Raw genomic sequence first — 9198 nt, 5'->3', positions numbered from 1 at the left:
GCTAAAGTTTTGAACAGTCTCATTAATATGCCTTTTCTTGACCAAAGAAGAAAACGACGATAAATGGTATTCCACAACCCAAAACATTCAGGCAAATCACGCCACGGACAGCCAACACGTAAGCGATAAAGTATTCCTTCTAGCGTTTGTCGATGTTCAAGCTTGTTATAAACTCTATCTTCAAGCAATATAGCTTTTAGTTTCGACCACAGCTCATCAGTGAGCATTAATCGGGGCATGACAATCTCGTTTAGTTTGGTTTTGGCGAAGTGAATTATACGAGATTGTCACTTACGCACAAAATTCAAACAAAGATCAACAGCCCCTAGGAAAACATTTATAAAACTGGACTTTAATTAGCGTATTAAGATGCTGATAAGATAATGAAGGTAAGTTATGAGTGTTAAATGTATTGTGCAGTTTATAAAAAACCCTTCATCACTATAAAGGGTTTTAATATTCTAAATGCTTTTGAAGTTATTTAACATCTAAAGTGAGATCTGAAAAGTTACTATAAGCGTATAAACCGATATAAATTTCTTCTCCTTGACTCACTGTAATAGAACAGGTTTCGGTATTACCAGATTTGAATGGGCGACAGTCATAGACTGTTTTAGTTGGCGCAGCCCCTTTTTGAACATATAAATCAGCATCACCTGTACCACCTGAACTTGTGATCTCTAACTTAGTGACACCTTGTGGCACTGTATAACTATAATGATCCCAGTTTCCCTTAGCGACAGATAGACCTGTTTTTGGAAATCCACTTCCTGTGCTGGCTGTAATATTAGCAACTAAACTTACTTCGCTAAAATCACTATAGCCAATCAATTTTACATGAACCTTTCCTGGTGTACCAAGCAATACGCGACATGTTTCATTATTACCGCTGATGAATGGGCGACAATCATAAGCCTGTTTAGTTGGCATTTCACCTTTTCTAACATATAAGTCAACATCACCTCTACCACCGCTGGTTGTAATTGTAACTTGGCTGTCATTTTCTGTTGTATTAATGAAATAGTCTAATTCAGCATCTTTAGCAGCTAATAAATTATTAATTGGTACGCCTGATTGAAGCTCATTATTACTTGGATTATCTGAAACAGATATATCCTGTGATAATTTACCCAATGCGTCTTTATCATCTTTGACAGTTAAAGTGACAGAGTATGTTTGTGAAGCAGCAAAAGCATGTTGCACGTTTGCGCCTGTTAGCACTGTGCCATCACTTAAATTCCAGTCATAGCTGACTATTGTGCCATCTGAATCTGAAGAAGCTGTCCCATCAAAAGTACAACTTAGATTGTCGCAACTTGCTGTAAATTGTGCTACAGGCGCTTTGTTTCCTGGGCCTGTATCACCCGGAGGAGGTGTTTCATTAAAAAAACTAGAAACTTCAGGCCATATTTTTTCTATCTTGACACCTTGATTTTCACAACCACCAAAATGGTGTAATGCAATCACCTTATTGCTACTGGCAGCTAATACAGGAGAACCCGATGAACCGCCAGTTGTATCACAAAAATAACCTGTATCTGTATCCGCTGCTCTACCAGCAACAGAAGCAAGATCTATTTCACAACGCCCGCTGGCATTTTTATCACTTTCTATCGATAGTTCTTTTGGATTTCCTGCGCCATGTTGTGCGATATAAATAAATTCACCTAAAGTGGGTGTTCTCACATCTAAGCCAAAATTACCAAAGCCATCAATCGTATTAAAATTATTAACCGTAAATAGAGAATAATCTAAGTCGTAGTTGGTTTTTAATAAATCTTTACCTGTTACTTTTATCGTTGTTGCATTGCTTGAACCACCACAACTGGTTCTTTGATAGTTAAACCATACTTCAGTATCTTCAAGTTTCCCTTGAGTTGATAAACAATGGTTATTGGTAAACATGCGGTTATCATTACCAACACGCCAGCCAGTACACAAACCACTACCAGCCATTAATAACCTTGCGACTGGACGAGTTCTATCAAATTCAACTGGGTGACTTGACTCCCAACAAGCAACGTCTTTACGTTCGTTAATACCACAAGTTGACTCAGGAGTGAGATCTTCAGTATTGTTATTAAAAACCTCATTATCTGGGTGTCCAGCATTGTATGAATCAATATTAATGCCATGTTTTGACTCCCAAACAATGCCTGCTGGGATCACCAATTTTATAATGGCAGTATCGCCAAATACAGACATCGCAGAGAATTGTGTTTGACCATTCTCGCCAGACTCATTGTTAAAAGTAGCATTGCTATGGTCAATGCCATTGTATTGATAGCTTTCTTGGCCATCTTTACTTGACACTGTAATGTAAGCACCAGCTGGTAAGTTAAAGTAGTCAAAATGCACTTTAATAAATGAAGAACCTGCTTTTGTTATTTTTATTTCATTTATATTATCAGCATCTTGTTGAAGAGATTCCGTTGGTTTTAAAGATAAAGTATGAGAAATCGTATCGGCTATTATTATTGGATTTGGGTTTTGTGTTTTATTAGCATAAACACTTGTTGTCATGCCTATTGATAGTGCGAGTAAACTTGGTAAACATTTAATCATTAGGTTTTCCTTTAATTATATCTTTATTAGTTTTATTGGCTTTCATCTCAGATACATGTGCTTCGATATGTGTATCTCAAATCATATTAGTATAGATTTAGTACCTGTAAAGGGTATTGCAATAAAAAGTTTAATTAAATGTAAATGGAAGGTATAAATTTAGCGGTGTTTTAAAATTTCATGTGTTATTCCTATTTACATTGACAGGTAAATCTCAGATTTAATGAGATTTATCTGGCGATGAAATAAATATGTCATATACTCCATGTATAGTCTGTATCCGTTTTGGGTAATTAATTCCTGTTACGGAAATCGTTTATTAATAAATGATGAAATAAAAAACATTAAACTTTGGAGATATGATGAAAAACAAGAAGCTAGCATTTTTATACCTGACCAGTGCGTTATTTACAGGTTTAAGTAGTGCCGATATTTATAAAAACCCAGGAACAGTTGAATTTGCGACAAAAATGGTCACTAAACATAATGTGATTGCTTATTCAAAACAACATAGAGAGCAAGCAGGTTGGATGAATGTAACTAAAACAAACAATGGTGCGACTTCAGGTTCTTATGAGGCGGGCAATTGGTTTAAGTTGCATAAAAGCGCTATTAAAATTGGCAGTGGATTAGTTTCATTTGAATTTAATCCAGCAAAATTAGATTGTACACAAGGGTTTAGTTTTAATCTTGAAGTCGGTGAAGATACAGTAACAGTGATAAAACCTAACTGTGAAGACCTGCTTAATGCCGAAGTGAGTTATCCAATCAGCCATACTTTTGATCTTATTCCTGAATGGATAAAACCTAAAGTTGTTGTGCCATTAGACCCACTTGGTTTAGTTCAAGTAGGGGTGAAATTTGGTATGGGTGTTGATGTTGGCGCTGACTTTACTGTGGGTGGTGTTATTGGAGGCTATGAAAATGATGAACCATTCGAAGTTAATAATGTGCGCAGACCTGACTATATTTATGCATCGGTAGAGCCCTATGTATCAGGTCATGTGACTTCTGCCGCTTATACAACAATAGGCCATGGTATTGCTGAAGCAGGTGTAAAAGGAAAATTAAATATGCTGACGGTTAAAACAAAAGGTTATATGGAAGCTGGTATACGTCGCGTCGAAGTTGAAAATGAAATTGTAGAGCAGGGGTTCCTTGAACTAAAAATCTCAGGGAAACTATCCGGCGGAGATGGAAAGATTGATGCATATTGTCATAAATTATGGGGATTAATTAAATTTAATACCAACCTGATGAAGTGGGATCCTCTTTATCAATACGAACATACTTTTTATGAGTACGCAAGCCCACAGTGGGAATCACTTTAGTTGATTTTATGCTGTAAACCAACCAATTAAAGTGGGGGTTCCCCCACTACTTTTAAGTGATTATTTTATGAAAAAACACATTTTTATAACTGTTTTAGTGAGCATTTTGATACTAAGCATTTTTGTCTACTCTCGTATTGTCGAAGGTGAAAATCTAAAGCCTAAAATTGAAAATACCAGTTCACACACAATAAATAAAAACGATGAAAATAAAGTTGTATCTGGCATTAAGTCTTTGGGTTTCAAATTTAAAGTTTCAACTCAGGTTTTAAGTGATTCCAATGAAGAAATGGCCAGTTCTATATTTGAAGGAAAAATTGCATTAAAAAAAGAAAAAGCCTTAAACGTATGGCTTGGGCAAGTTATTGATAGTAAGTTAAAACAGCAAACAGAAAAAACACAACTTGCATCGTCAGTATTATTTAAAACGCAATATGAAAACTTTGTATTCAAAAATACAGATTTTTTAGGCTTAAATAAAAGCCACCCAATAAATGCAGTAACACATTTGTTATCTGAATTGTCATATCAATTAGATGAACCTTTAAGTATTTCTAAAGCTTCGGGTTCAGCAGTTTATAAGTATGAGTTATTAAATAATAAACTCACCAGAAAAATATTTAAGCGGAAAAATGCAGACTTAGAAAATATGTCAATTGATAAAATTGATGAGAACTGGTCATTAGTCATATCAAAAAATAATTTACCCATTAAGTTGAATTCGGTGTTAGACACCCATTATATCAATCAAGACGCACACTTTGTTGTTAAGCAAATTATTTATATCTCAGCGATAAATATGAATGTGAATTGGCCTAATAGTAATGATTTAAAAATGGTCAACTCAAACCTTAAATTTAAAACAACAGAAGTTAATCAAAGTTTTAAAATTACTTCAGAACATTTACTTAAGCAAGCTTTGACTAAATTGGCGAGCATGCCTGATGAAGCATTGGCAAAAGAGATAGGCCAATATTTACTAGAAAATTACACATTAGATGAACTGGTAAACTTAATAGAGAATAAAAATTTAAACCCTAAGCTTGCTTCTTTAATTATCTATGCAATTCAAAAAAATCCAACTTTTTCAGCAGAAGTGACTTTAGTTAATTTGTTAGCGCACCCAGACCTGCAAGGTATCAATAAACAACGAGTTGTAATGTCGTTAGGGCGTTTTGAAGCGGTATCAGATTTAAGTCTAAATAGTTTGAAAGCATTAGTTGAGACGCCTGATAACGCGCTTGCAAATACAGCGAAACTGAGTATTGGTACAGTAGCAAGGTATAATGAAATACAAAAATCTGAGGTTAAACAATATTTATCAGAGCAATTATCGATGGGGACTAATCTAGATGTGACATTATTAGCCATAAATAATAGTGGAATTACAAACCTTAACGCGCAAGCAGCAGATCTATTAGGAAGTACAGAACAAAACGTCAATGTCTCTTTGATCAAGCTGTTGGCAAAAGACTCTAAATATCATGACAAAATCATAAATTTTGCAGTGAACTCAAACCAACCTAAAAGCATTGACGCACTATCCCGTTCGGTGGCAAGTCAAAACCTGACATTAACTGCATTACAAAAATCGCACATAATTGAAAAAATTCGAAGCAGTAAAAATCAAATCGTGAAAGATCAACTGAAAAAATTATTAAATAAAGATAAACATCAATGGTAATCATTTTTTAACTTAAATTTTTAACAGTGTTCAAGGAATATTATGACGATCAATAAAATACACAGTGCTGTTTTATTTGCTGTATGCTCAACATCGGTTTTTGCAAATCAAGCTAAAAAATCATTTAATGAATTAACTCCGCTGTATATTAATAATACAGCACACGGAGAGGCTTTTTCAGTCAAACTGAAAGATGGCTCTACGCTTAACTTAATTGATATTGATGGTCTTGGTTATTTAGGAGATATGATTTTAGGTCATACCGATGAGTTAAAACGTTATGGTTTGGATATTGCGGCTGTTGACGGCATAAGTAGTGTAAACAACGCAAATGATATGTCTACTCCTAGCTCCGCTATTCGATATCCCACTTCAGGTTATAAGTGGCCTCAAGGTGAAATACCATATCAAATAGATGGCTCACTGAGTTCGAGCGCAAGACAAGACTTTTTGTATGCCGTTGATCATTGGAATAGTAAAACAAATATTAATCTAGTACCAAGAAGTTCACAAAATGACTACATCAATATTGTTAATGGTGGCGGATGTAGCTCTTGGATAGGTCGCTCTGGTGGTCGTCAAACACTGACATTGGCAAGTAACTGTGGTCGTGGGGCTGCGGTACATGAGATTGGTCATGCTGTTGGTTTATTTCATGAACAAACCCGCAGTGATCGTGATAGTTATATTAATATTCTATGGCAAAATATTCAGTCAAGTATGAGTTATAACTTTCAAAAAATAACACGTGCACAAGGGCAAAACTATGGCCCTTATGATTATTATTCTATTATGCATTATCGTACAAATGCATTTGGTATTGGTAATCGAACAACAATATCAATTTTAGACGGTAGCGTTAACGCTAATCTAGTTGGTAACTCACACGTATTAAGTGCAGGAGATATGAATGCTGTGGCATATGTGTATGGTACGACGCAAGAACCAAAACCCTGTGAAGTTAAAGCATTAGAAAATGGGCAATCAACCATTTTAAATGCACAAATAAATACGGAACAATGTTTTAAACTTGCTTTACCTGATAATAGTAAATCTTATACAGTGACAACTGAAGGGCTAAATGGCGATGCTGATTTATTTGTGCGTCACAATGATATTGCGACAGCGCAAAACTATGATTGTAAATCAGCTGGTGAGAATTCAAATGAGCAGTGTACTGCAAATGTGCAAGGTGGTTATATGCACATAAATGTACAAGCATATAAAGCATTTGATAATTTAAAGCTTACAGCAAGCTATGAGGTTGAGACTGATCCTGTTCCTTGTGGTGTTTCCCAACTAACACCTGGTACAGATATTAATATCAGCATTGATGCAAAAAATAGTCAGTGTTTTAAACTGATGGTGCCTGATTCAGCTGAACGTGTCGAGTTTAAAACTCAAAGTGGGAGTGGTGATGCTGATTTATATATTCAAAAAGAGAAACTGCCGACATTACAGGAGTTTGACTGTAAAAGTGCAGGGGAAACAAGCTTAGAATCTTGTAATATGAATGCACAAGCTGGAGCGTATTTTGTTCGTGTATTCGCTTGGAATAAAATTGAGAATGTTAAATTAAGTGCAAAAATCATTTCAAAATCAGATCAGTTTGAGACCTATTTGGGTGAACTTAAAACAAATACACAAACTGATATTCAACCAAATAATGATTGGTTTGAATATGAGGGCGGTCAAATAAGCGCGTCATTATCAGGCCCTGATAATGCAGATCTGGAATTGGTATTGCAGCGTTGGAATGGCAATCAAAAAATATGGTATGACTTAGACAGTGCAACAGAGCCAGGTTCGCAAGAAACGATTAACTTAGATGTAAATGCTGGATATTATCGTTTTAAAATTTATAGCTGGGACGGACAAAGTAAGGGGCAGTATACTTTTAAACTTCAGAAGTAACTTTTGATTAAAAATTTAAATTAAAAAAGCCGGATAAATATCCGGCTTTTGTTTATTTAAGACTAAAATAAATTTAGTAAGTAGCGCTGCCTTTAGTACGTGGGAAGGCAATAACATCACGTACATTACCCATACCAGTTACATATGCAACTAAACGCTCAAAGCCTAAACCAAAACCTGAATGCGGCACTGTACCGTACTTACGTAAATCACGGTACCAGCTGTAATCTTCTTTATCTAAACCCATCTCATCAAGGCGGGCATCAAGTACATCTAAACGCTCTTCACGTTGTGCACCACCGATAATTTCCCCAATACCTGGTGCTACAACATCCATTGCAGCAACCGTTTTACCATCTTCATTAGCACGCATGTAGAAAGCTTTAATATCTTTAGGGTAGTTTTTAATTACAACAGGTGCATTAAAGTGTACTTCGGCTAAGTAACGCTCATGCTCTGATTGTAAATCGACACCCCATTCAACATCGTACTCAAACTTTTTACCACAGGCTTTAAGTATTTCTACTGCTTCTGTGTAGTCAACTTGTGCGAAGTCTTTATCTACAAAGTTCTCTAAGCGCTCAATCGCTGTTTTTTCAACGCGTTGTGCAAAAAATTCCATGTCATCACGTCGTTCGTCAAGTACTGCTTTAAATACATATTTAAGCATGTCTTCAGCAAGTTTTGCGATATCTTCTAAATCAGCAAAAGCGACTTCAGGTTCTACCATCCAAAATTCGGCTAAATGACGAGATGTATTTGAATTTTCGGCTCTGAAAGTTGGGCCAAAAGTATAAATGTTAGACATGGCTGAACAGTAAGTTTCACCGTTTAATTGGCCAGATACTGTTAAGAAGGCTTCTTTACCAAAAAAATCTTCAGAGTAATCTACATTGCCTTTATCTGTACGTGGCAGGTTCTCATTGTCTAATGTTGAAACGCGGAACATTTCACCTGCGCCTTCACAATCACTTGCTGTAATGATAGGCGTGCTGATCCAAACAAAACCACGCTCGTTATAAAAACGATGGATAGCTTGAGCTAAACAATTACGTACACGTGTAACAGCACCTATCATATTTGTACGAGGGCGTAAATGTGCGTGCTCACGTAAATACTCAATGCTATGACGTTTAGCCGACATAGGGTAAGTATCTGGGTTATCTATCCAACCTACAACATTAACTGTTTCAGCTTGAATTTCAAAAGATTGTCCTTTACCTTGAGACTGTACTAAAACACCTGTTACTTCAACAGAACAACCCGCCGTTAAACGTGTAATTTCATCATAATTATTAAGTGAATTAGGTACCACAGCTTGGATAGGATCAAAACAAGAACCGTCATGTACGGCTAAGAAAGAAATTCCGGCTTTAGAATCACGACGTGTACGGATCCAGCCTTTTACTGTTACCGTAGTGTGTGCTTCTACTTTGCCTGCTAATAGTGCTGTGATAGCTGTGTGGCTCATTTTCACTCCAATGATGTTGCAAAGCGCATTTTATGATGCAATGCAAATTGTAAATATAGTTTTAATTTTTCAGACGGCTATATTACCTGTGTAAGGAAAATAAAAAAAGTGCCATTCACTATTTATATGAGTATATTTATTAGTAATACTTTCAATGAGATTCTTAAGTTGCAAATAAAGCGTAGAAACAAGCCTGATTTAGTCATTAAGTTCGTTTATTGTCTGAACATTTT

General features: G+C 35.7%; 6 protein-coding genes. 3 read left to right on the top strand and 3 right to left on the bottom strand.

Features of this window, described 5'->3' with window-relative positions; genetic code table 11:
* Both BM088_RS22880 and BM088_RS27610 read right to left on the bottom strand, forming a co-directional pair.
* On the bottom strand, positions 1–239 hold a 239-nt coding region (locus BM088_RS22880), incomplete at its 3' end, for a transposase (protein ID WP_143085052.1).
* Between the two features lie 238 nt (positions 240–477).
* On the bottom strand, positions 478–2565 hold the full coding sequence (locus BM088_RS27610) for a pre-peptidase C-terminal domain-containing protein (RefSeq protein WP_091990347.1): 2088 nt from the start codon (positions 2563–2565) through the stop codon (positions 478–480).
* 362 nt (positions 2566–2927) lie between these two features.
* Between BM088_RS27610 and BM088_RS22870 the strand changes: the two genes are divergently transcribed.
* The 3 genes from BM088_RS22870 to BM088_RS22860 all read left to right on the top strand — a co-directional run bounded on the left by BM088_RS22870 (position 2928) and on the right by BM088_RS22860 (position 7494).
* On the top strand, positions 2928–3896 hold the full coding sequence (locus BM088_RS22870) for a hypothetical protein (protein ID WP_091990344.1): 969 nt from the start codon (positions 2928–2930) through the stop codon (positions 3894–3896).
* A 67-nt stretch (positions 3897–3963) separates the two neighbouring features.
* Positions 3964–5580 (top strand): hypothetical protein, encoded by a 1617-nt coding sequence (locus BM088_RS22865; RefSeq protein ID WP_091990341.1) that lies wholly within the window; start codon positions 3964–3966, stop codon positions 5578–5580.
* A gap of 42 nt (positions 5581–5622) precedes the next feature.
* A complete protein-coding gene (locus tag BM088_RS22860) occupies positions 5623–7494 on the top strand; it encodes a M12 family metallopeptidase (protein WP_091990338.1) in 1872 nt (623 codons plus the stop codon).
* 73 nt (positions 7495–7567) lie between these two features.
* Here BM088_RS22860 and asnS read toward each other — a convergent pair whose 3' ends face one another.
* On the bottom strand, positions 7568–8965 hold the full coding sequence (gene asnS / locus BM088_RS22855; RefSeq protein WP_091990335.1) for an asparagine--tRNA ligase: 1398 nt from the start codon (positions 8963–8965) through the stop codon (positions 7568–7570).
* Positions 8966–9198: the final 233 nt, after the last annotated feature.

Source organism: Pseudoalteromonas denitrificans DSM 6059, assembly GCF_900112265.1.
Classification (GTDB): domain Bacteria; phylum Pseudomonadota; class Gammaproteobacteria; order Enterobacterales; family Alteromonadaceae; genus Pseudoalteromonas; species Pseudoalteromonas denitrificans.
The sequence above is the reverse complement of the archived record's forward strand: the minus strand, read 5'-3'. Positions and strand labels throughout refer to the sequence as shown.